The sequence below is a fragment of the Streptomyces sp. FIT100 genome, from assembly GCF_024584805.1.
Taxonomy (GTDB): domain Bacteria; phylum Actinomycetota; class Actinomycetes; order Streptomycetales; family Streptomycetaceae; genus Streptomyces.
On sequence record NZ_CP075715.1, the window covers coordinates 574737 to 599731 of the forward strand.

Sequence of the window (24995 nt, forward strand, 5' to 3'; positions counted from 1 at the left end):
CGTCTCCACTGCCATGCCCGTGGCTCCGGCAGAACCTGGCTGCGTGAGGGGCATCAGGCAGCGGGACAACTCACTGCGCTGCTCCCTTCGGCTCATCAGCCGCGGACGGGGGACGTACCTGCCCTCGTTGAACGGCGTGAACCACGCCTTGAACGCCATCGGTGCGACGCCGAGAGCCGCTCCGACGGCGGTCTCGTCGATGCCGTCCATGGAGTCGTCGTAGAGCCACTCGTGGTCCATGTCCTCGTAGACGTTGTCGGCGAACGAGTCGAGCGCGGCCGAGACGCCGTGGTCGAGCAGCCCGAAGGTCTCCATGGTCACGTTCGTCTCATTCAGCAGCAGCTTCAGCGCAAGTTCCTCGGCGACGCAGCCATGGGTTCACGCGTCACCACCCGACCGCGCAGAGTCCTGGCCCGCCACTCGCGTAGGAGAACACGATGACGACCACCTCAAGCTGGGCACTTCTCAACGTTCCACGGGGCGTTTGGCGGCCGGAGCTCACCGATACAGTCCCACCGCAGCGAATCACTGACCGAAGAAACTGAACGGAACCTGACGGTTGGTGTTGCTCCTAATAGTGTCGCCGACCTCCACAAAGACAACCCGCAGCACAGCCATCGGTCTCCCGACCCGAACAAGCTGCTTGCGCAGCAGGGGCGGAGCCAGTGGGCTGGCGCCTGCCGTAGGCCGCCACCCGCTGTCCCCCGGCTCGGTTCTACAGGCCCGGCGTACAAGGCAATCGAGGTCCTCGCTCCGCTCGCGCCCACCTTGCCCGAGGCAATCGCGGCCTCGAGCGCAGAGCCCTACCTGCTGTACAGCGGCCAGCACCACGACCTTGGCGTGATTGTCCAGGCCCTGACCACCACCAGCACCGAACTGCTCCTTCTCGGTGCCGCGCCCGGGATCGACCTATGACTTGACGGCGACCCGCGCCGACGGCATCGCCCAGGCGTCACCGACGCCGACGCCCCTACGTGGAGACCACCGCAGACTCCGACGACCAGGGCGCCGCCGACACTGTGCGCACTCCCATCAAGCGCCCGAAGGGCCAGCGACACAACGGCAGGGCGAAATAGGCCAACTCCGCCCTCGCCAGGCTCCGCGTCCCTGCCGAGCGCGACTTCGCCGAACTCGGGCGCTGGCGGGTGCTCGACCTGTTGCGGATCAGCCCGAATCGCGTTACCCGCCGCGCTTCACGCCCTCCTCGTGATCACACAAAAGCGATCTTCACTGGCGAGGGGGTAGATCGTAAACGCTCAGCACGAGCGCCGCAGTGAGGATCTGCGGTGGCTTCGTCGACATCAACTGCTGCTGGTCGAGCAGTGCGAGACGCTTGCGAAGCCGTACATCGAGCTCGACAGCCTTGCGGTGGAGGCTCTCGGAGGACTCCTTGGGCTTCTCGCCCCTTCGTTCCTTCTCGGAGGCCGCCGCAGCATCGAGGAGCAGCCGCTCACTCTCCGAGGTCAGGCGCTTGGTCACTAGTTCCCGGGTGTTGACCAACTCTGCCAGGCGACGGGGCTGGACCTCGGCCAGGTATTCGGGAAGCTGGTTGGCAATGATCCAGCTGGTTGCCTTGTCTTCGGCGTCTGCGAGCCAGTGAAGACCGCGCGCGATGTCGACCGCCGTGCCGTTGGGAGCCTCGGCGCAGTCGAGGTAGGGCGCGGGGCCGGCCGGGCGCACGGTGCCGCGGCTGTCCACGTAGGCGTAGGCGAACCGTCTTGCCACCGACGCGCCCGTGGCGTCCGCGACCTCTTCGACCACCCCGACGAGAAGGTGCGGTTCGTCGAGGGTGGCCGAAACGAGGACGGTGCCCCGGTTGAGGGCGCTGCCGAAGTTCCGGATGGTTTCGGCCATGACGGCGTCATGCAACAGGTGGCCGGGAGCGAGCAGATCGACGTGACCGCGGTCGTCAGGCCGGACGTGGCTGAGGTCGAAGGTGACGTGATTGTACTTGGTGGCAATGGGCCCGTTACCTGCCGAGCGGATGTGCTGGGGCACGTGGGCTATCTCGTAACGCCCCCGTTCGCGCTTGACGATCCGGCCCCCGAGCCGGGTGAAGGCGTCCTTGAAGGCCGATTCGATGTCGTGCGGCTGAAGACGCCGGGCGCGGGCGTCGTCCATCGCGGCGCGCAGGGCGCGAAGATCGGCGTCCGAGAAGTGCTCCGAAGCGAGCGCGCGCTCGTCCAGGAGGCCCTTGAGGCCGTCTCCAACGGTGGCGTCGATGACCTCGTACATCCGATCCTTGACAGCCGGCTGCTCACCGTACTGGATGGCATTGAGGAGCAAGTCTCGCAGCGGGGTCTCGGCAAACGCCTCTCCCAGCACATCGAAGACCTTCCCGCCGTACGTCTCGCGCATCTGGTCGAGTTTCTCCAGCAGGCGCGTGAAGACCTCACCCTCGCGGGTGTTGGAGGCGACGAGGTTCCAGAGCCGGCAGACCGCCTCCTGGCCGATGCGGTGAATGCGGCCGAAGCGCTGCTCAATGCGGTTGGGATTCCAGGGCAGGTCGTAGTTGACCATCAGGTGTGCGGCCTGCAGGTTGAGTCCCTCGCCGGCGGCGTCGGTGGCCAGCAGGATCTGAACGTCGCGGTTCTTGGTGAACTCCTCGGTGATCTGCCGCCGCTCGGCCCGGCGTACGCCGCCGTGTATGGCCTTGACTGCATCGGGCTTGCCCAGAAGCGACGCGATCTTGCGCTGCAGATACTGGAGGGTGTCGCGGTGCTCGGTGAAGATGATGAGTTTCCGAGGCCGGCCATTGGCGTCTGTCACCAGCGTGTGGTCTCGAAGGAGGGCGGACAGCTCGGTCCACTTGCGGTCCGTACCTGCCTCTCGGACCCGCTGCGCCGTCTTCACCAACGCCCTCAGCTCGACGAGCTCGACGTTGAGCTCCTCGACCGTCTGCGCCGCCGTCGCGGCATCGAGCAGTTCCTCCTCGGTCTCCTCGATCTCTTCGGCATTGAAGTCGTCATTGTCGAAGTCGGCGAGGTCGATGGTGGGCATGCTCTCGCGCCAGGTGCCGTTGAGGATCTCCTGCTTCTTGCGCTCCAGGCGCTCGGTACGCCGCACGAGGCTCTTGTAGATCGCCTCGGGGCTGGAGGCCAGGCGTCGCTGCAGAACGGTGAGCGCAAAACCGACAGTGTTCTTGCGTTTACCACCGACGCGGTCGGCGCGGTTCATCCCCTCGCGGACATAGTGGGTGACGTCCTCGTAGAGGTCGTACTCGAGTGCCGTGAGCTCATAGGGGACGGTCTCCGCGATGCGCTCGGGGAAGAGCTTCCTGCCCTCGAAGGTGAGCAGATCTTCCTTGATCATGCGCCGCATGATCCCGCTGACGTCGGTACTCCTCTTCTGCCTGCCCTCGAACCGGTCACGGTCCAGCAGCGTGAGGAAGAGCTGGAAGTCCTCCTCCTTTCCCGAGTGCGGGGTAGCTGTCATCAGGAGCAGGTGACGAGTGATCTCGCCGAGCATCTCACCGAGCTGGAACCTCTTGGTCTTCTCCAGCTTGCCACCGAAGTAGTGGCCCCCCATCCGGTGCGCCTCATCGACCACGATCAGGTCCCACTCCGACTCCTGGAGCTGCGCCTTCAGGTGCTCGTTACGGGAGAGCTGATCCATGCGAGCGATCAGGAGCGGGGCGGAGTCGAAGACGTGGGGATGGAGCTTGGAGTCGATGACCTGGTTCGTGAGCAGGTCGAAGCGGAGACCGAACTTGAAGAAGAGCTCGTCCTGCCACTGATCGACCAAGCCCCCCGGAGCCACAACAAGGCACCGCTCGACGTCGTCGCGCAGCAGGAGCTCCTTGATGTAGAGCCCAGCCATGATCGTCTTTCCCGCACCCGGATCGTCGGCGAGTAGGAAGCGCAACGGTGTACGGGGCATGAGCTCGCCGTACACGGCGCGGATCTGGTGCGGGAGCGGCTGGACGTCGCTGGTCGCCACAGCAAGCATCGGGTCGAACAGGCCTGCCATTGAAATCCGCTGAGCCTCGGCAACCAGCTTGAAGTCACGTACGCTCGCGTCGAAGGCGCGGCTGCCGCTGTGAGCGACGCTGAGCTTCTCCTCGTCCTTCCGGAAGACGACCCGCTGGTCGAGGACGCCTCCGGCGGTCTTGTAGGTCAGCTCGAGTGCGTTCGCACCGTGCCACTGGGCTGCGACGACCGTGACGACCTCCGCCGGTATGAGGCCGTCGATCCGCAGACCCGGCTTCAGCTCCTCGAGCAGCACGTACACAACCTCCTGCTTGGCAGCCTACGAACGCTACTCGGGCGTTCCGGCGATTTCCTGATCCCGTCGACTTCGTCAACCGGGGTCGCTAATCTTCCCAGAGGTCATGCGAGTCGGCGGGGGCAATGGAGCGAGAAGCACGTCATCACCTGCGTGGTGTGGTGGAGGACGTCAGCGGGTGGCGCAGCCTCGCGGTGCGGATCGTCGAGCACCGTGAGCCCGTCGAGACAGCGGCAGAAGACGCCGCCAGGCAGTTCCTCGACCGAGTGACTTCTCTCGGGACCGGAGGCAACACCGCATGGCGCGTACTGCAGGTGTCGCCGTCCGACGTCGACCTGGTGGCCTCCCTGGCCTGCCGTCAGGCTCTTCCGGTGCTCACCGCGCATGCCCAGCAGGGCGTCCACCAGTTGACCAACGACGTCGGCCAGGCGCTGAGGTCCGTTCGGGCGCTGTTCGGTGCACGCCGGATCTTGTCGGGCAAGAGCCGAAAGGACGAAGCAGGGCAGGCTGCGACGTACCTGACTTCCTTTCACGAGTGGGCTGCGAGCACCCCACTTGTATCCGAGTTGGAAAGCCTGGCAGCATGGGACAGGAGCGCTGTCCCCGCGATCGGGCTCTCGGCCATCCTCGATGACACGGTCGGCTTCGCCCACCGCCTAAGCGGCCGAGCCGAACTCGTCGGGCGGCATGAACTGGCCGTCGCCAAGACCGCGATCAGAGCTATCGATCAGGCCCTACAGCGCGAGGACAAGTTCAGAACGGCGGTAAACACCGCCGGCCATGCCGTCCGAGAGGCCGAGGCTCGCAAGCTCGTCGCCGAAATGCCCGTCGAGCGGCTCAAGGACGCCACCAGCGGCCAACTGCGCATCACGGCGCTGATCGATGCCGGAATCAGGACCGTGCAACAGGTACTCGACCAGAAGTCACGGATTCGATCGCTCCCCGGAGTCGGTGAGACGACGGGCAACCGGATGGTCGGCGCCGCGCGAACCATCTGGCAAACCACGCTGGACGAGATGCCGGTCCGGATCGACGTAAGGAAGCGATCCAACGCCACCACGAAGCTCCTCAAGGCGATGCGGGCTTGGGACGCGGCACGCTCGATCCGCAGCGCAACAGCCGACCTCGCTGCCGCCGACGCGGTTCGACCGCTCCTCCAAAGCCTTGATTCCCAGACTTCCCACGTGGTTCTCGTCCCCCAGGCGCGGACCGTCGCCGAGTTGCGTACTGCACTAGCGGCCGTCGAGCGCCGCGGGGCGCTGCTCAGCGGTGAGACCAACGCCGCGGGCGGTGATCCTTGGGAGGATTTCATCACCCGCCCGGCCGACTACTACGCGATGCTCGCGGAGCTCGGGTTCCTGGCCGACGACGCCGAGAAGAGCCAAGGCGACCTGCCGGCCGACATCGTCGAGGCGATCAGGGGGCTCACACTCGACACCAGCCATCTGAAGGCGTCCCTGCGTGGGTACCAGTCATTCGGTGCCCGCTTCGCGATCGTGCAACGGAAGGTCATCATCGGCGACGAGATGGGGCTGGGAAAGACCGTCGAATCACTCGCCGTACTCACCCACTTGCGCGCCAAGGGCTCGTCTCACTTCCTGGTCGTGTGCCCCGCCGCTGTCGTGACCAACTGGGTGCGCGAGGTCCAGGCCAAGTCCGATCTGCGCGCGTATCGCCTGCACGGGCTCGGTCGCGACGACGCGCTGAAATCCTGGATCCGCAATGGTGGAGTCGCGGTCACCACCTACGACATCCTCGGTTGGATGGAAGGCCGGATCCCCGAACGCGCCAGACCTGCATGCCTGGTCTTCGACGAAGCGCACTACATCAAGAATCCGGGCGCCCAGCGAACCCGGCGCTCCACGGCCCTGATCAACAGCTCGGAGCGAACGATCCTCCTGACGGGCACCCCACTGGAGAACAGGATTGAGGAATTCCGCAATCTCGTCGGCTACCTCCGGCCAGACCTGTCGATCAGCGCCTCGGAAATAGCTCCTCGCCAGTTCCGGAAGCAGGTGGCACCGGCCTACTTGCGGCGCAACCAGGAAGACGTCCTCACCGAGCTCCCGGAGCGGTTCGAAGTCGACGAGTGGATGCCAATGTCCAGCGCCGACGAGCAGCACTACCGAGCGGCTGTCATCGAGGGCAACTTCATGGCCATGCGCCAGGCCGCGCTACGCGCCGGCGCCAAGTCCGAAAAGATGCAGCGCCTCATCGACATCGTCCAGGAGGCAGAGGACAACGAGCGCAAGGTGCTGGTCTTCTCGTACTTCCGTGACGTCCTCGACGAAGTGGCGTCGGTCCTTCCGGGCAAGGTGTTCGGGCCCCTTACCGGCTCTGTTCCCGCCGCGAAGCGACAGAGCATGGTCGATGAGTTCTCCCAATCCCCCCACGGGGCAGTGCTCGTCGCGCAAATCGTGGCAGGCGGCGTCGGTCTGAACATTCAGTCGGCATCGGTCGTCGTGATCTGCGAGCCCCAGCTCAAGCCGACGACCGAATGGCAAGCCATCGGCCGCTCCCACAGAATGGGGCAGCTGGAGTCAGTACAAGTACACCGCCTGCTCTCCGAAGAAGGCGTCGACCAGCGCATCATTGAGATCCTGGCGCGCAAGAGCCAACTCTTCGCGGAGTTTGCCCGAGTCTCAGAAACCGCCGACAGCGCCCCGGAAGCGTTCGACATCACAGACGCCGAGCTGGCACGGGAGATCGTGGCGGCCGAGCGTGAACGCCTCCTCACGGGCGGCTGACAGACGCGAGACACGGAGCCGACTGCAGTCGGCCGACCCAGGCGCTCACCTCTCTCTGACCGTCGCCGGCACCGGGAGACCGGCGAGGCCAGCTGGGTCTCAGGCAACAGGTGCCACGTCTTCCCGGGGCCGTCCGGTGACGATGGCCTGGATTACGACTTCAGGGTCGGCTCTGGCAAGCACCCGCTGTTGTACGAGGTCAACGCCACGCAGGGGCCGGGAGGTCAGATCGAACTCGGGGAGACCGGGGTGAGGGCCGCCCAGAGATACGCCAGCAGCGATCGCTGGAGGATCCTGGTAGGCACATCGGTACTGGATCCCGACCGGCGGGAGCTACGCATGCTGCCAAATCCGTTCGGCGACCATGGCCGTGGCCTGTACCGAGAGGAGGGCGGCGCGCTTCGGTTCTCCTATCGAATCTGATCGCGAATGATCTGACTGCCAGCCCTCTGCCCCGCGGTAGTTGGTCACCGCCGGGCAGAGCCGCCTCGGTCAGCTACAAGGGGAGGAACGGACTGGGCTTGCCGTGCCAGGAGATGCGCAACGCGTCGCGGGCTCGGGTGGTGGCGACGAAGAGTTGGTTTCGGCTCTTCTGGAGTTCGCGTTCGTATCGCTTAGGGTCGATCTTTTCGTACTGCTCGACGAGGGCGGTGCGCGGAAGAATGCCGTCGCTCGCACCGATGATCGCGAGCTTCTGGTACTCAAGCCCCTTGAATCGATGCATCGTACCGATGTGGACTTCTCCCCCACCCTGCGGGCCGTCCTTGGTGAGGGTGGCTGTGGTGATGCCATGCTTCATCTCCAGGTCGGTGGCGACGCGGCCGGCCATCTCGCCGTCGGCGACGCAGACAGCCATGGTGCCGCTCGGGTCGCGTACGGTGCCGTCCGCGCCAGGCTGGGTGATGTTCGCGCGCCACTCCTTGAGAGCCTCAGCGAGCTGGGCGATCTCGTCGGTCCAGTCGGCGCAGGCGACGTACTCGGGGGCTGGGCCGTGCAGCAGGGAGTGGTAGCCGTCTAGGGTGTCGGTGCCGTCGTCGAGGTCGTCGTAGGTTGCCCCGCTGACGACCTTGGCGGCCTGGTCGAGGATCTCCTGGGTGGTGCGGTAGCTGAGCGTCAGCTTCGAGGCACGACCGCGGATGTGGACGCCGACGGTGGAGAGGGTGACCTGCCGGTCGTAGATCCGCTGGTGCGTGTCGCTTGCGATGAAGAGGTCGCCCTCGCCGGACGCGACCATGGCGCGCAGCATCTTCCAGTGGGCGGGGCTGAGGTCCTGGGCCTCGTCGACGACGATGTGCTGGTAGCGATGACGCAGGTAGCGCATGGCGGAGCTGTTGTCGTCGAGGTGGACCAGGTCGCCGCCGCCGATGTCCGCCTTTCGCTCGGCACGGATCTTGATCTTGTGGGCGCGTTCCATCTCGTAGCGGGCCGCCCGTTCGGCGGACTGGGCCCAGGTCTCCCGGCCCAGGCCGTTGAGGCGCAGAGTGAACTGGTCGAGCAGCTTCCAGATGGCGGCACGTTCGGGGCGGCTCAGCGCGCGCCCCATACCTGCGCGGCGGGCCTTGAAGTAGTCCTGGCGGGTCGCGAGGGACTGGCCGAGGACGATCTGTTCCCATTCGTCGAAGAGGAACTCGGCGCCCCAGCGCTGCTCATCGTGCTCGAAGAGGACTTCGCGCAGGACGTCCAGGGCCCGGTCGTCGGAGATCAGGCTGCGCTGCGAGCCGGGCGCGGTGTTCTCGTTGAGGACGCTCTGCGCGAGCTGGTCGATGTGCTTGATGTCGACGCGGCCGAGCAGTGCCGGATCCATGAGCGAGGTGAGCCTGGAGCGCAGGTCGGCCGTGAGGTTCTTGGTGTACGTGGTCAGCAGGATCGGCTTGCTGTGGCCGGAGGGCAGGGCGGCGGCGAGACGGGCGACGCGGTGCAGGGCGACGATGGTCTTGCCGGTGCCGGGGCCGCCGCTGACACGGGCCGGGCCGCCGTAGTTCCGCTCGACGATCTTGCGCTGAGTGGGGTGGAGATACACCTTCCAGGCGCGGAAGTCGCCCTCGGCCAGGACGTTGCGGATGTCGTCGTCGACCGTGGTGACCGCGGTCCTAGTGAGGGCCGCCGCCATGTCGTCCTCGAAGCCCGGCTCAAGTTCGGTGGCAGCAGGCTGGGTGATCTCACGCTCCACCTCGTCCACAGACATTCCGGAGCCGAGGCCGGTGAGGACCTCGGCGGTCAGCCGCGGAGCGCCGGCGATGAGGTGGTCGAGTTCCTCGTCGGTCGTTACGGTGAGGGCGAGGTCGATGAGCGCGTCGGCGACACCGAGCCGACGCAGGTCTCCCGGGGCGCAGCCGACGAGGAGTGGTTCTGCGGCGACGGCAGGTTCCGGCGCCACGACGGGTGCGGGTGTGGGTTCGACCGGCACGGTCTGCTCGTCCGGAGCCGGAGTGAGCTGGAGTCCCGCACGCTGGAGGACGCTCTGACCGACGACGCCGAGGTCGACGAACTCGATCTCACCGGTGATCCGGTTGATGGCGACGGTGAGTTCCTCGTAGACGTCCTTGCGGTGGCGGACGGCGACGATCAGCCACTGCGGGATGCCATCGGCGCCGACGCCGGCCCGGGCGAGAAGTGCCCGGTACGTACGGTCAATCTTGGCGCGGAAGATCCGGCCGTCGCCCTTAAGGGGCTTGAGGTCGAGGCTGGGGTGATCGGGGTCGAGGCGGAATTGGTGACAGAAGTCGTAGAACTTCGTCTTGACCGACGACTCCATCTTGTAGAGCTCGTTTTCGGCCTTCTGGTAGAGGCTGAGGCGTGCGGTCATCGTGCGGCACCCTGTTCTTCGGAGTCGGGGCGGGTGGTGGCGTTGGGGAGCACGGTCAGCAGGGCGTCGAGATCGGCGAGCCAGTCGTCGGCCGAGCGGACGGTGAACCCGGCGTCGCGGTAGGCGCGCCAGGTCTTGTCGCTCTCCTCGTCCTCGTGGTCGTACGGCTCAGCCATGACGGCGATCCGCTGGTCTCTGTGGCCCCAGGCGAAGTCGGCGAGCCAGCCGCGTTCGCCGAGTTCGAAGCCGTAGGCGGGGGCTGCCTTGCCGCCGTCGGCCAGGGCGTGGGCGAGGCGGGTGAGGGGGGCGTCGGGTTCGTCCTCGTCGAGGTACTCGAGGATCTCCCGGTCCCACAGCAGATCACGCAGCTTCGCTTCGAGCGGAGTGGCGTCGGGTGCCTCCACCGCAGGGCGCTGCGGCGCGGGTGTGCCGGTGCCGTACCGCACGACCAGCGATTCGAGTTCGCCGAGGCCGCCGAGAGCCTTGAGGACCGAGATGTCGAAGCGCGCCGCGGTCGCTGTGGTGAGTTGGATGCCGTCGCCGCCGTCGTGGGCGAGGAACTGCAGGATGTTGGACCACTGGAGCCAGGCGCGCCAGCGCGCCTTGTGTTCGGGCGTGCCGAGCTGGTCGGGTGCGGTGTCGTCGAGGCAGGCCAGGGCGGACCAGTGACCGGTGGCGCCGTCGACGAGGAAGGCAACGGGGAGACCGGACTGGTCGCAAGTCTGGAACAGGTTGAGCGTGCCGGTGCCCTGGACGGGCGCCGGGTCGATCCCGTCGGTGCGGCCCCAGGCGTCAAGGAGCCCGCTGAGCGTCTGACGCGTCTGGTCGGGGGTGCCGTTGCCGACGAGGATCTCCTGGCTGGTCCCGAGGAGCCCGCCGGCCATGGCTGATGCCCGCTTGCCCCAGGCCGCGTCGTCCGGACTGCGCAGGTAGGCGAGGAGCATGGTCATCGGGTCGGTGAAGGCGGTGGCCGCGAGGTCGTCGCCGCCACGGTCGGCGTAGAGCTGTTTGGCGAGGTCCTGGGCGCTGCGCGGGTACGGCGGCCACACCGGCTCGGCCGCCTCCCGCCCCGCGGCGGACTCCGCCGTGTTCGTCTGCCGCTCGAAGGCGTCGAGGTCGTCCCAGGTGAGCTGGAAGACGGCGCGACCCTCGGCCCGGAGCCGGTTGCGCTTGTCGGCGTCGCCGGCGAGCCGGTTGTGCTGGCGGGTGGCGTGGAAGCGGTGTCCGTCGAGGTAGACGGTAATCTTCTGCTTGGGACCGTCAACGCGTTCGAAGGTGAAGTCGGTACGGGTGTAACCCTCGTTGCGCTGGGCGGTCAGACGCCAGCCGTGCACGGTGCCGACCTCGTCCAGACGCAGGTAGGCGCTGTTGTCGCTGCTCTCCTCCAGCACGGCGTCGCCGCGCTGTCCGGCCCACCCGCGCAGGGCCTTGAGGAAGCGTGCCTCCAGATCGGACTCGACCTGTCCGTCGAGACCGATCTGGTCAGTGTTGCCGACCTTCTTGGTGTCCCAGGCGTCGGTGTCGGTGCCCAGGAGTTCGTCGAGGATCTCCAGGGCAGCCTGGCGAGAGACCCGCTCGATGTACTGCTCGTCGGCGTAGAGGTACAGACAGCGGTGGCAGGCCTGCCCGCCCTCCTCGTTGCAGGGGCACTCCACGAGCAGCCGGCGCGCGCCCTCCAGAACCTGACGGAAGGCGGCGGGGTCAGTGAGCCGGTCGAGATAGCCGGTGCCGTGCGGGAGACGGTCGTACAGGACCAGGAAGTGCCGTTTCTCCGCCGTGTCACGGTCCGGCATGGTGGCGAGGGTGGTGGCGAGGTGTTGAGGGTCGCCGCCGAAGGCACCGTCCACGCCGAGGCGCAGGGCTGCCTGGAAGGAGTGGACCTTCTCCTCTACGAGGACGGTCGCGGCCGGCAGCAGGATGCGCAGTGCTTCGGTCTCCAGCTCGTGGGCGAGCAGGACCGGTTCCTGGGGTACGCCCTTCTTTCCGCGCCGCAGCGGGCACCAGGGAGTGTGGTGCTTGAGTTCGCGATGGCGGTTGGCGGAGTTGTCGACGGCGTCCCGGTCGTCGTCGAAGACCGGCCGGCCGTCCGCGCTCGCGGCTCCGCAGGCGGTGCACACATGGAAGGGGGCGATGCGCACCGGCTTCCCGGCGAGCTGGTCGTTCTCCTGGGCGCCGATGCTGAGCGGTCCGGTGTTGATACGGCGGATGACGGCACGGCGGGTGTAGTCGACGCCGAAGATCTCTTTGGTGTGCCGCCAGGACTTGCCTACCGCGAAGTCCTTGGGGTCGATGTCGACCATGTCGACGACGGTGTAGAAGCGGCGGTCGCGGTCGTCGCTCTCGTCGCCGATCCTGGCGTCCTCCCGCTTGTCACGGGCCGTCACGACACTGGGCTGGACGATCTGCCACAGGCTGCCGGAGTCGGCGATGCCCGCCTCCCCGCAGCGCGGGCAGGGCGTGATGTCGTTCTCAGCGTTCTCGGTGCGGACGTAGCCGCACGAGGGGCAGAAACGCCAGTGGCGCCAGTCCTGATCCCGGCCGGTGACGATGTCGATACCGGTGATCCGGTGCTTGTAGCCCTCGGCGTAGAAGGTGTTGCCAGGGGCGAGTTCGGACAGGGCGAAGCCGCGCGGTCGTCCGTAGGAGAACGACTTCGACTTGTAGCGGGGCCGGCCTTCCGGTGTGGTGCCCTCCGGCCAGAAGACGGTGGCGTCGAGGGTGGTCGTGGCGTCGATGAGGGCGTAGTTGGGCAGTAGGCCGAGGTCGCACAGCACGGTCTGCGAAGGCTGACGCTGGCGCGTGGCGCCCTGCTTAGAGATGGCGCCGAGCTCGGCCTCCAACTCCGCCTTGGTGTCCGCCTGTTCGTCGTCGCCGTCCTTGAGCTCGTCGATCGCGGAACGGATCGTACGGATACGGGTGCGCAGCTTCTGGTTCTCGCGCTCCCACTCCCGCTCGGCCTTCTCGATCGCGCTCCGGATGCCGCGGACCGCGTACTTCTCCAGCTCCGCCTTGGCGGTGTCGCTCACGCCGGTCGGGAACAGGGCGAGGAAGTCGGCGACGAGTTCCTCGCCGTGGGCGAGGGCGGCGTCGGTGAAGTCGGCGAGGTAGCCGGAGGGGCCGAAGAGCTCGTCGACCCGGCGTGACAGCGCGGCCAGCGGCCTGCCGTCCTCGCGCAGCATCCGGCCGCGCGCCGCGAGATCGAGGAGATGGGCGGTGTACTGGCGGCGCAGGATCTCGATGGCCGACAGATACGAGCCCGGCGGCACGATCCGCCCGTCGATCATGTCCCGTGGCCGGTCGAGGAAGTACAGGTCGCGGCGCTTGCGGTCGGGGATGGTCAGCAGGAAGGCGTTGCCGGTGCGGCGTCCGGCCCGGCCCGCCTGCTGGGCGTAGTTGGCCGGGCGGCGTGGCAGGGCGCCGAGGACGACGGCGGACAGGTCGCCGATGTCGATGCCCATCTCCAGGGTGGGCGTGCAGGACAGCACATTGGGGTCGTTGAATCCCTCGCCGTTGCGGAAGGCGTCCTCGACGCGTTCGCGTTTGCCGCGGGAGAGCAGACCGGTGTGCTCGGCGGTGATGACCTGGTAGGTGCCGGCTCGTCGGTACAGGCTGCGGTAGTAGTCGTCGCGGTAGTCCCGGTCCCGGTCGTGCCGGTCCACGGTCTCCAGCCACCGATCACCAGCGACCAGCCGCCCCTTCGCACAGCGATACGCCTGGCAAGGCTGCCCGTGATACTGCGCCAGCAGCGAGGGATGGACGGTCTGCTCCCAGAAACACTTCGGGCAGCGCACATACGCCTCGTTGACCTGGGCGTCGGTCAGCAACTGCAGCCGGATGGCACCCGGTTGAAGGCCGTACAGACGGGCGGCCGAGTCGCTCGGCGTACGCGCGGCGAGCAGCCCGGCGTCGGTGAGCTGCGGCAGCAGCCGCACCCAGAACTCGTCGGCCTGCTCGCGCGTCATGTCGAGGCAGCGCTGGGCCCAGGTCTGGTACCAGGACAGACGTCCGGCGGCGAAGTCGAACTCGCTGCTCGGCTTGGGCCGCGCGAGCAGGAAGGTCGGCGCGGAAACCCCCTTGGGGAAGGCCTTCATGCCGCGTGGGCGACCGCCCCAGATGAAGTAACGGCTGGTGCCCGCCTCGTCGAGGAACTTCTCCAGCCACCGGTGCCCGACCGCCCCCCGCGTACGCAGCCGCTCCAACAGGCCGCGCAGGAACGCCAGATAGCGGGAGTCGTCGTGTTCGGTGAGCGTCAACCCGCGCTGGGCGACCTCCTCATGAGCAGCGCGCACGAGCGCCACGGCCGCCTGCTCGTCGGGGATGTCCACCCAGGCGGCTGCGGTACGGGTCAGTTCGAGGGTACGGCCGTTGCGGGAGCGGTGGCCGAACTCCATCACGGCCTCGAACGCGAACCGTTCACCGATCAGATCCCAGGTCTTCCGGTCCCCGCCCCGCCCCACGCCCGACAGCAGACGCGCCACACCCGTGTCGTCGTGCAGGTCCGGCGGGACGACGGCGGCGAGTGTCTCACGGTCGGTGGTGGCCGCGACGACGTCGGCGACAAGGTCGTTGAGCGCGCTGGGCCGTTGCTCGCTCAGGTGCTTGGTAAACAGGGCCCGCAAGGAGAAAGTGTACGAGCGGGAGGCGACGAACCCGGCCCGGTGCGCGGCGTCCTGCACCGAGTCGTTGAACATCAGCGTCTTCGTCTCACGCTGCTTCTTGTCCATCTCCCCGCTGGTGAACAGCTGGGTGACGGAGGCAGCGGCGAGAGCGGCGGCACCCGTACCGACGAAGCGGATCGCGTTGTGCGTGCCGCAGGCCGGGCACCAGTCGTCCTTGGCGGCGCGCTCCGCCGTGTCGCCGAGCTGGACGAGGACGAAGGCAGAGTCGGGGCCGGCAGGAGCCGGGTTGCCCTCGTCGTCGTAGTCACCCTGGGGATCGGGAAGACGCAGACGCTGGGACAGACCATCGAGCACCATGAGCACGCCCGCGCCGCCGGTGGTCAGCGACCTCTGCGCCGCCGGGTCCATGGCGGTACGGCCGTTGCCCTCACGGGCCTCGTTGTCGGTGGCCGCCACCAGGGTGCGCACCTTGGCCTTCTCGGCGGTGACGGTGGCCCGGCGGATCTTGTGGGCCTCGAAGTTCAGCTCCTCGAAGTCCGACTCGGGGGCGAGGACCGACCATCCGGAACGCCCGCACTCGCGGCAGTACACCGCAGGCAGGAAGATCTTGGTGTCGCGGGAGGCGGTGGTGTCCGGCGTGGTACGCGACTGGTTCTGCGCCCCGGCCGTATCCCACGCGAACTCGGCCTTCGGCCACGGCAGTACGCCCCGCAGCATGCGGGTGACGGACCGCGCCCACTGGTGAACCTCGACCTGGACGAAGGGGCGGCCGAGCTCGGGCAGCGCGTCCGGGTCACGCGCCACGGACAGCAGGGCCACGAAACGGGCGAGTGCCAGCGCGGCGATCTGCGGCCGCGTCGTGATCGCCTCGTCCCAGCTTTTCGCCCCACTGCGGCGCATCACGTCGAGCACCTCGTCGTAGGTGCGCACCGTGCCGTCGAAGGCGTTCAGGACACCGTAGGTGAGCCGGTTGCGCTTGAGCGCGGCACCGAGGGCGACCGGGTCGGTGATCCGGCTTCCGGTGACGGCCTCGGCGAGGTCCGCGAGCTGTTCCAGGCCGGACGCCGGGTCCGGCAGGGCGGTGAGTGTCTCGGGGGGCGTGGCCTGGCCGGGGAGGAATCGCGCGTCCGGGATCGACTCGTCCTCGCCGAGGATGAATTCGTCGACCGTCAGCCGGTCCTCGCCGACGATCGCGTCCTCGGTGAACTCCGTGCCGAAGATGTTGGTGGCCACGGAGAGGAGTTGGCGTACCCCATCCTCATCAGTGCCGGAGGCGAGGGTCGCGGAGGTAGCGACGGGGGTGATCGAGCCAAGCGGCTTGCCTGGCTGGTTGGCATCGACGGCGATGGCGAGGCGGCGCAGCAGCATGGCGACGTCGGTGCCCTGTGCGCCGTCGTAGGTGTGGAACTCGTCGACGACCACGTAGCGGATGTCGCTGCCGTCCCACAGCGGTGCGTCGGCGGCACGCTGGAGCAGCAAGTCGAGCATCTTGTAGTTGGTGATCAGGATGTCCGGCGGGGACAGCTGCATGTCCTGGCGCCGGGTGTAAACCTGGTCGTAGTGTGTCGCCGCCTTCTCCCCGATGTAGAGGCCGGCGCGGACACCGCTCAACTCGTCGTAATCGGTGAGCAGATCGTTGATCCGGGCCGCCTGGTCGGTGGCCAGGGCGTTCATCGGGTACAGGAAGACCGCCTTGACCCCGTTGTTCCCGGCCGCGCGCTCGCGGGCGCAGTGATCAAGCACGGGGTACAGGAACGACTCGGTCTTGCCGGAACCTGTGCCTGTCGTGACGAGCGTGGGCTGAGGTGTGTGGCCGTCCTTGGATGTGAGCCGGGCGAAGGCGCGGGCCTGGTGGGCGTAGGGTGTCCAGCCGTCGGTACGGACCCAGTCCAGGTACTGCTGCCAGCCGTCGTCGGCCGGGGTGAAGGGGGTACGCAGGCGGAGGTACGGTCCGCGGAACATACCCGTCGTCTCGTCCCCGAGGAAGGCGTTCAGCGCCTTTCGGGCGCCCTCGTCCGCGAGACCGTACGTCGTGGACAGGTACTGGAGCAGGCTCTCCTTGAGTCCCTGTGCTTCGAGGGTCGGCCTCACGGGGTCGGGACCTCCATCTTCTCCGGGTCCCACAGACCCTTAGCCACGGCTTCGTCGAGGCGCTGCTTGAAGTAGGCGTGCGCGGCGCGCATCTCACGCTCGCGGTCGGCCTTGTAGAAGGGGGCGGTGTAGCCGTCGGGGACAGGACTGGCGTCGGGTGCGGCCAAATGCTCCACTAGGGCTTTCCAATGCTCGCCGGTCTGCCCGGTGCCGAAAACCCACCTGTCTGAAGCAAGTTGTCGCCCGCGCTCGTCGAAGTACATCTGCTCTTCACGGGCGGATAGCACGTCGAGGCGTGCTTGGTACGCCGCGATCAGTGCGTCTGCGGGAAGCCCCATCCACACAGCGGCCAGCGCGTCGAGCTCAACGAGCGCGGCGCGGCGTTCGAACTCCGTGCGCAGTGGTGTGCTCCACGACCAGCGGGGTTCCATCGCGTTCAGTGGGCGCAGGCCCGTCCACGGAATTGCCCATTCCTCGCAGAGCCATGAGAAACGGAACTCCGACTCCCACAGGTCAGCGTAGGCACTTGAGAGACAGTTCAGGCGGGCCGACCTGATGGCAAGCGCCCTCGCCAGCGGGTGGTCCGGAGACGGAGCGGGAAGCCGCTGGGCACCGGTCTCGTAGAGGTCCTTCATTCCGAAGGCACGCAGCATGTAGTCCAGCGGAATCGCCGACCAGAAACCGGAGACCAGCAGCAGATGCTGGCGATTTCGAAAGGCAAGACTGTGGACACCGTGAACATGGGTGGGACCTGGGGGAATGATCCCGGCTTGCAGAACCCTCTCCGTCTTCCCGTCGTTCCTGCGCCGGAAGGCCAAGCGGTAGTGGCGGGCATGTGGCTGCCCCTGCCAGTCCCTCCATACCATAGCCATGGACTCAAACCTTTCCCGATCGCATGACCTGGCCATCTTGGTGGCGGGAATGAAGTCGGCTGGGATTGTGGTCAGATCGATCCGCACCCCCTCTGATCTCAGTTCGGGGTCTTCCTTGCAGAAGGGTGTTCCAGGACCGATATGCGGGCCATGCAGGATCGCTTCATCCCAGGAAGCCGGCCGCTGGCTTCGATAGTTGACGTATCCCGCAGTACGGTCGCGCTCTTCGTCATAGCCACGGCTCATGCTGATCTCGTCGCGGGAGAGCCGGATGGGGTACTTCGCCATCAGAGCGACCGCATTCTGTTCACTCTGCGTCAGCGGATACATCATCTCCGCCTCCGCCGCCGGGAACTCACCGCCTTGCTGCTCACTCCACAGGGCGAGAGTCTCTGCATTCACGTTGATGATCCGCGCCCGGTGCGGCCGGGTGTCGTACTGCCCGTCGAACCTTAGACCCGGTTCCGGACCAGACCCATCGTGCCGCAGGGAATCTGTGAGCACATCGGCCCTGTAGAGGAAGCTCAGGTGCTTGAAGTTGACCTCTTGACGAGGGCCGTAGATGTTGGCTGCAAACTCCTTCGTGTGTCCAACAGGTTGAGGGAAGGCCCAATTCGAGACGTTCACAAAGGCTCCGTGCACACGCAGCCGGCGATACGCTTCCGCACGGATGCGCCGGTTCTGCTTCCCTTTCAGGTGACCATCGGGGTGTACGAGTCCGATGGCACCCGTCGCGGCCGCGTGGTCCCAGCATTGGCTCATGAAGCGCGGGTGCAGGTGCGCCGGTGTCCCCGCGAGGATCGGGTACACGGCCGCGCTGGAGTAGAAGCTCGCCAGTGCCGTGTCCGTGGCCGCGTCTCGGAGTACCCGGATGCGCCACTCGGGCACCTGCAAGACACGATCGCGCAACTCTGCCTCGCGCTCCTTGGTAAGGCTCTCCTGCAGCGTCAGGTGGGGTTCGAACTCGGAGAAACTGGCTGTACGGTTGAACTTGATCTCCACCCAAGGCGGGTTCCCGACCTGGAGGTCGAAACCTCCCGTTTCACTCGCGAATACACCCGCAAAGTCCAGTTCCCAGTGCAGGAACCCCTGTTCCTTCGCGATATCCCGTACCAACCGCATCCACGGATACCGCGTCTCCACGGCCTTTCGAGCATCGTCCATGCCCATCTCGCCCTGCATGGCCTCTTCGAGGACCTTCAGCTCCTCCAGGGAGTCAACGGAGGTGGCAAACGTTTCCTCCGGGACCGACCCCGTGCCAACCATGGATTCCAGGAAGGCAAGCCAGTCATCCAGGTCCTTCAGAGCGATGACGGGGCGGCGCTGCGCCGTTCCTACGCCCTTCTTCGGCGCCGACGGCGTGCGACGCCTCTTGACCCGCGTCTTCTCGACCAGTTCACTCTCGTCCGCGCGCTCTCCGAAGGTCAACTGGTCCCCGTTCAGCGCGAACAGCAGCCCACTCTCGACGTACTGAGGTGCAGGCGCAGGTTCCATCTCGCCCACCTGCGGCACCCCCGACGACAACAGCGCATCGACCGCCACCACCGGTGGCGTCTCGTATTCTGCGTCCGTCCCGTCGAGCATCCCCACCTGGTCCAGCGGCCAGAAACACAGCGCACACCACGCGTCCATGACCTGCTTGAGTCGCCAGTACGGAGAACCTTCTGCCTCGAACAAGTCCTGGAAGACCTGTTCCTTGGTCAGCGGCAAGGAGTCCCCCTCCGCGTTCGTCTTATCACGGCGTAGGAACGCGTACTCCTCCGCATCCTCCTCCCGCCCGGTCCCCCACACGTCGATAGTGCGGGCAATCTCGCGCTCACTCAGCTCCATCCGCTTGCCGACGAGCTGCCAGAGGAACTCCACCCGCTTGGCCGCCTCCTGTAGCCGCGCGAGCTGGCTCCCTTTGCCACCCGTGGCCTTCGGTTTGGCGCCTACCGCTTTTCGCCACTCGATAAGTCGGTCGAGTTCCGGCTTGGCCGACTGCCTGATGAGCTGGCCGGCAGGATTTGCTGGCTTGACCAAGGCGACCGCGCCCCACCCCGGCGTGGGCAGCAGGAACTGGTGCACCGCCCCCTCGGGCAGCGCCTGCTCCGCGCCATCGCCCTCCGTGTCGCGGAACGGCAACTTGACCGGCGTCGTACCGCCGACGGTCCGCTCGTTCTTGATGCGGTCCGCTTCGTACACCCAACGCCGCGCCCCGATCAGCGAGTTGCCGCGCCGCAGGTGCAGTCCGAACCATGGTGCGCGCATACCGGGGTGCATGGTGTTCAGCCATAGCGACACCTCGGCGAGCTCCACGCCCGTCGCGTTCAGGTCGATGCCGTACGCGTTGTGCAGCGCGATGTACGCCTTGACTTTCTGCTTCGCGTCCAGCGCCTTCGACGTGTCCAGGCTGACGCCGAGCTCCTCCTGCCGGCGCTTAAGGTACTCGTCCGCGACCTGGTTGATCGCCTCGTTGAGGAACGCGCCGGAGCCGAGCGCGGGCTCGCAGATCGTGTACTTCAGGAGGTCGCTCGCCCGCGTCTCGTCCGTGAGCCGGTGCTTGAGAGCCAGTTCGACGGTGACCTTCGTCAACGACTCCGGCGTGTAGTACGAGGCGGACGTCTCGCGGTCGCGTCCGGCCAGCCGGTAGACGTACTCGCCTACCGCGTACTTCTTCGGACCGCGAAGGCCGTGCTGTTCGGCGTCCTGGGCGGAGTAGACGACCCAGGTGTTCTCCGGGTAGTCGCCCAGCCGGTCCGCGGGAATCAGCCACGAGCCCTTCTCCGGCTCGCCGTACTGCTTGCCACCCCGCTTCTCACCCGGCCTTGCGACCTCGGCGAGCTCCTTCTCGGCGATTATGCCGGTGTAGGACATCAGGCCCTCGTAGACGGCGCCGAGCTGGTTGATGCCGAGGTTGCGGTAGGAGATGAAGCCGCCCTGTCTGCCCTTCTGGCCGGCCTCCTTCATGGTCAGCAGACGCAGTACCTGGTGCAACGCCTCGTTGCGCAGTCGCAGATCCAGCCACCTCGGCTGCTCGTCGCCGTCCTCGTCCCATCGAGGGTGGAGGATGCGACGGCCGATAAGGGTGATCGCCTTGGGGTCGAACAGCTCGCTGCGCAGCGGCTCGAAGCGCAGTCCGCGAAGCTCGCTGCGTTCCTCGGCTGGCTTGTCGTCGTCTGCTTCGGTGCCGTGCGGGCGGTGGCCGTAGTTGACCTTGTTGAAGAGGACGTCGAGGGAGGCGAAGAGGTGGAAGCCGTTCCGGCTGTCCTCCTCGACCAGCTTTCGCTCGCGCGCCACCAGTTCGCGCAGCCGGGCGATCGAGTACCCGGTCTGGTACGTCGAGTCGTCGGCGGGCAGAATGCCCAGTTCGGGGCGGGCTTCCGCGTAGAGGAGGAAGAGGATGCGGTACAGGTAGCGCAGCGATTCGCGGGTGAGCTGCTTGGCGAACGGGCCCTTCTTGAGGTCCTCGATCTCCCGCGGCTCGACCTCCGCCTTGCGCAGGCGGGCGAGCACCTCGTTCGCGATGATCTCGACCGATTGCTGGAGTCCCTTGCGCAGCTCGGAGTTGACGCCAACGGCGTTGTCGCGGGAGGCCTTGAGCAGGTCGTTGAAGCGTCGGCCCTTGCCGTCAGGGCGGGGCGCGAGCATGTCGTGGGAGAAGAGGGCGGCGAGGAGGGCGAGTTCGCCGGCCTTCGCGGTGTCGTTGCGGGCGAGGGCCGCGTCCAGGCTGGCGGCGAGATAGCGGCCTTCCGCCCAGGCTCTCCGGTCGGCGAGGACGAGCACGCCGCCGCAGAGCAGCAGGATAAAGCGGGGCGCGTCGCCGCCCGGCTCGTGCAGTTCGCTCTGAAAGAGCCAGCCCGCCAGCTTCTCGCCGACTTCGAGGAGGCCATCGGCGGTCTTGAGGGGGTGGAGGAGCTGTCCGGCCTCGGCGAGGTCGAGGGCGTCGTCGAGCTTGGCGGTCCAGCCGCAGTCGACGGCGAGGATGCCATCTCCGTGCCAGGCGACCTGGAGTTCGTACTCCTTACCCGCGTTGTGCACGGTGATTGGCTCCGGCCGGTCACCGCCGTAACCGAAGGCCTTGAGGACGGCGGTGTGCCAGGTAGTAAGGCGCTCGGCCCACTCGCCCGTGGGGTCGTCGTAGGTGCTGCCGAGTTCTTCCTGCTGGGCGCGGGCGGCGAGGAAGGGACGCACGGTGGCCAGGTACTCACCGCGGAGCCGGGGGAGGAGTTCACGCGGAGTGGGCTGCGGGTCGTGAGGGTCGGTCTCGCGACTGGTCCACAGGGTGAACAGGCCCTCGTCACCCACTTTGCTCTTCTTGAGGGTGTTCTCCAACTCCTCGCTAAAGTAGTGGGCGGAGAGGTACTCGCCGCGGTTGGAGAAGGAGTCGTAGGTGTAGCTCATCGCGCGGACTCCTAAGCGTGTACGGCGGAGACGGTGGTGGCGTGGAGGGGTTCGAGAACGCCGAGGACCCGCAGCATCGGGTCGCCGTCGGTCCGCAGACGGCGTACGAGGTCGCGGCGGCGGGCCGCGGTGTCGTACACCTGCTTGCGGCGACGCTCCTGGTTGCCTACGGCGATCAGGGCGCCCTGCTCCCAGACCTGCACACGGTCCTCGTACGGGGCCAGGTAGGAGTCGACCTGCTTGTCGTAGTCGGCGCGGCGCTCGCGCAGGTGGGTCTCGGCCGCGTCGACGGCCGCGGGGACGAGTTCCTGGAGGAGGTCGGGGTCGACGGGCTGGCCGCGGCCGGGCATGTCAGGGCCCACGCCGCAGGCGGCGAGGAACGCCGAGTCCATGCGCCATACGCGAGGGGTGGCCTCGGCGAGGTCAGTGACGGCCATCCACTCCACGACCGTCGGCTTGCCCGCCGCGTTGGAGTAGACGCCCTGGAGGAGATAGACCGGGCCGGTGAGGGCTGAAGGAAGAGCGGCGTCGATCCGCTTGGCCTTGGCTACATCTGGCTGGTAGGCGAGGACGAACGCCTCGTCGTACTTGAGCTTGGCGAGGACCTTGTCCGTCACCCAGTCGAGCACCGGGTGGATGTCGGAGACGTAGGAGACATTGGGCCACTGGGACGTGGGCTCGTCGGTCTTGCCCTGCTTGGCGTTACGGGCGGCCTCCAGCCGGTCGGCGGCATACTGCTTGTCGAAGGTGATGCGCAGCGTGCCGTCGTACTTAGGTGTCGTAAGGATCTTCTCCTGCTCCAGGTACGACTTCGGTAGCTCCCGGAAGCGGTACTGCAGGTCGTCGGGCGGAGTGAACTCGATGCGGCCACCCGCCGTCTCCGGCTTCCAGTCGAGGGCTTCGCGCTCGGCCTGCGGGTAGATGAGGTCCACGGCGGTGTGGAAGTACGCTTTGGTGTCGGCGAAGACGTGGGGTACGTCGGCCTCGGGCACCGCGGCCGTGCCGAGAGTGGCCGGAGCAGCCGACGGGTCGGCAAGCCGGGCGTTGGCGCCGGCGAGGAGCCCCGCAAGGACCCCACCGGACTCCTGCTGGGACTGTTTGATAGAACGCTCGACGGTGCCGCCCTTGATGAGGTCGCGGGTGAGGCGGTCCTCTTCCTTCTTGTCGTCGTAGAGACCCGTGACGGCCTCGGCGCTGCCCTCACCGGTCTCGATCTCGTGCGCCTGGGCCTCGCGACGCAGCAGACGAGTGCCGACGAGCCGGTCGTCGAGCGTGAGCATCTCGCCGCTCTCCTCATCGAGCCGCCAGGGCACGTCGGCAGTGAGGGTGAGCGCACGGAACTCGGGGCTGACCGCCTGCCCGTAGCGGTCGATACGTCCGTTGCGCTGTTCGATACGGATCAGGGACCAGGGCAGGTCGTAGTGGATAAGGTCGTGGCACTGGTGGTGCAGGTTGACGCCCTCGGAGGCGATGTCACCGGTGAACAGCAGCCGCACCGGCTCCTCGCGCCGGCCGAAGCGGTCGACGATCTCCTGCTGTTGCTGATCGTTGGTGGTATCGCCGTGCATGACCTCGACGGCGCCGTCGTACGCCTTCCAGGGACGCATCTTGTCGGGCTTGGCCAGGTTCTTCTTCTTGAAGCCAAGTCGGGCCGGGACCTCCTGGCCCAGCCAGTCCAGGGTCTGGACCCGCTCCGAGAAGATCACGACGCGGCGCTCGGAGTGCGGGCCAACGCCGAGGTCGTCCTTCAGCGTGCGGACGAGAGCGTCGAGCTTGGCGGAGTCCTGGTCGGTGAAGTCCGCGACCAGCGCCTCCAGCTCCGCGAGAGCCTTGCTCTCGGCGGCGAGAGCAGCACGGCGCTCGGGGGTGTCCGGCGCGGTCTTGGCCTTGCCCTTTGCCGTGACGCTCTTCGGGTTGTCCAGGTAGGCACGCCGGTTGGCCAGGGAATGGCGCAGCGCGACGTGGGAGGAGAGGAACGCCTTCAGGAAGTTGTAGCCGACCAGGGGATCGGCGCAGACCGACGAACGGTTCGGATCGCCCGGCGTCCATTCGTTCGCGAGCTTCTCCAGGACGGCGACCTCCCTCCGGGTCGCCGGAGCCGGCACCGGAAGGGAGTCGCCGCGTTCGGCCCAAGGCTTGTTCTTGAGGCCGTCGCGTACCTCGCGGTCGGACTTGGTGCGCCTGATGTAGAGGTGGTCGAGGTCGGCGACCTTGTAGTTCTTGGGGTCGGCGATCGCCGCTGGGTCGAGCATCCGGATCAGCTCGGCGAAGGATTCGGCGTCGCCGTTGTGCGGAGTGGCGGATGCCAGGATCAGCGCATCGGTCTGCTCGGCGAGACGGCGGGCAAGGCGGTTGTTGCGGGTGCCCTTGTTCACGAGGTTGTGTGACTCGTCGATGACCACCGCGTCCCAGGTGATGTTCTCCAGGTGGTGGGCGTAAGTCGCCGACTTGAGGGTGTCGACGGAGACGATGACGCGCTTGAAGTGGGCGAACGGGTTCCGGCCCGCCGGGATCTCCTGCTGGATGCGCTGGATGCCGGTGGAGTCCAGGCGCACCAGCGGCAGGGCGAAGCGGGTCCACAGCTCGCGCTGGAACTGCTCCAGCACATGGGCGGGCGTGACCACGAGGATGCGCTCGCCGCGCCCGCGCCGGATGAGCTCCGAGAGCGTGATGCCGATCTCCAGCGTCTTGCCCAGCCCGACCACGTCGGCGATCAGCAGCCGGGGCTGCGGGTTGCGCATGGACAGCGCCAGCTCGGCGGGGCGCAGCTGGTGCTCCTGCCGGTCCATGAGGAAGGAGTCGGCGAGCGCGATGCCGTGTTCGGTCTGCGGCAGCGCGGTCTTGCGGATGACTGCCTCCAGGTAGAGGCGGGCCTTGGCGTGCCTGGATGTGTCGTCGGGCTTGAGCCGGGTCTTGCGTGGATCGAGTACGTCGATCTGGTCAAGGTCGGAGTAGAACACCGCGTCCGTGCCCCGGACGAACGAGGACACCCCGCTGACCTCGACCATCATTCCGTCGCGGGACTCGTCGACGGACTTCACGAGCCACTGCTCATGGCGGATGCGCACCTGGGCGCCGGGCGCGAAGGTCGGCTTCGCACCGGCCGGGTACGCCGACCGCGCCGCATCAGCGTCGCGCGCCTCAGGAACCTCGGGCTGCATCGCCGTGGTCACGTGGTGCTCCTCTGTGGACTGTGTGCTCGTGATGTGCGGTGTGCTGCCGCCCACCCTTTGTATCGCCCTGGACCGGCTCC

General features: G+C 67.1%; 6 protein-coding genes. 1 reads left to right on the forward strand and 5 read right to left on the reverse strand.

The window, feature by feature from the left end:
• Nucleotides 1-1227: 1227 nt before the first annotated feature.
• Entirely contained in the window at nucleotides 1228-4224 is a 2997-nt protein-coding gene (locus KK483_RS02395) for a DEAD/DEAH box helicase (protein WP_262003284.1), read from the reverse strand.
• Between the two features lie 158 nt (nucleotides 4225-4382).
• Between KK483_RS02395 and KK483_RS02400 the strand changes: the two genes are divergently transcribed.
• The gene (locus KK483_RS02400) at nucleotides 4383-6971 is read left to right on the forward strand and encodes a DEAD/DEAH box helicase (RefSeq protein WP_262003286.1); all 2589 of its coding nucleotides are present in this window, start codon (nucleotides 4383-4385) and stop codon (nucleotides 6969-6971) included.
• Between the two features lie 496 nt (nucleotides 6972-7467).
• Here the strand turns inward: KK483_RS02400 and KK483_RS02405 are convergent, their stop codons facing one another.
• From KK483_RS02405 to KK483_RS02420, 4 genes are read right to left on the reverse strand one after another with little or no spacing between them, the layout of a single operon-like run.
• The gene (locus KK483_RS02405; protein WP_262003288.1) at nucleotides 7468-9777 is read right to left on the reverse strand and encodes a UvrD-helicase domain-containing protein; all 2310 of its coding nucleotides are present in this window, start codon (nucleotides 9775-9777) and stop codon (nucleotides 7468-7470) included.
• Nucleotides 9774-16487: a DEAD/DEAH box helicase gene (locus tag KK483_RS02410; RefSeq protein WP_262003290.1), complete on the reverse strand. Its 6714-nt coding sequence runs from the start codon at nucleotides 16485-16487 to the stop codon at nucleotides 9774-9776. Before KK483_RS02410 ends, KK483_RS02405 begins: the two co-directional genes overlap by 4 nt.
• Nucleotides 16484-21742, reverse strand: a complete 5259-nt coding sequence (locus KK483_RS02415; RefSeq protein WP_262003291.1) for a hypothetical protein — start codon at nucleotides 21740-21742, stop codon at nucleotides 16484-16486. Before KK483_RS02415 ends, KK483_RS02410 begins: the two co-directional genes overlap by 4 nt.
• Nucleotides 21743-21753: 11 nt before the next feature.
• The gene (locus KK483_RS02420; RefSeq protein ID WP_262003292.1) at nucleotides 21754-24915 is read right to left on the reverse strand and encodes a DEAD/DEAH box helicase; all 3162 of its coding nucleotides are present in this window, start codon (nucleotides 24913-24915) and stop codon (nucleotides 21754-21756) included.
• Between the last annotated feature and the right edge of the window lie 80 nt (nucleotides 24916-24995).